This is a genomic window from Edwardsiella ictaluri ATCC 33202, from assembly GCF_000264785.1.
Classification (GTDB): Bacteria; Pseudomonadota; Gammaproteobacteria; order Enterobacterales; family Enterobacteriaceae; genus Edwardsiella; species Edwardsiella ictaluri.
The window spans coordinates 1-501 of sequence record NZ_AFJI01000042.1 but is presented as its reverse complement, the minus strand read 5'-3'; the positions used below and the strand labels follow the sequence as shown (position 1 = coordinate 501).

The window sequence follows — 501 nt, the reverse complement described above, 5'->3', positions numbered from 1 at the left end:
GTTGTCGATGGATGGCTGTATGACCAAACCGCCGCTGCCAGGAACAAAAAACAGGCCGCAATCCCACGGACAGACGGAAACGAGGCGTAAAGCACAGTCTGATGACTGCTGCCAACGGGCTTCTTCTGTCGCTGGTTGTCGCAGCAGCCAACACATATGACATCAAACTGGTTGCGGATACACGCGATGTACTTCAGACAGGATGTCCGGGGCAAAGACTCAGGCTCTGCCTGGACAAAGGCTACGAAGCGGGCTGGCAACATACCTGCCGAGCCGCCGTTACAAGCCGTATATCCAGCCCCATAAAGGGGAATCAGATGCCAGTAAAACCACAGACTTCAAGGCCCATCGCTGGGTCGTCGAGAGGACGCATAGCTGGATGAATCACTTTCACCGGGTAATGACCCGATGGGAAAAGACGTCTGAAAATTACGAGGCCATGCTGTATTTTGCCTGTGGTCTTATTGTCTGGAATAAACTTCTATTAAGATAGGATCTTAA

At 51.7% G+C, this 501-nt stretch carries 1 pseudogene; it reads left to right on the top strand.

Annotated elements, in window-relative coordinates:
- Nucleotides 1-101 precede the first annotated feature (101 nt).
- Nucleotides 102-493, top strand: a pseudogene (locus tag EIEH_RS17395) (transposase).
- Nucleotides 494-501 lie beyond the last annotated feature (8 nt).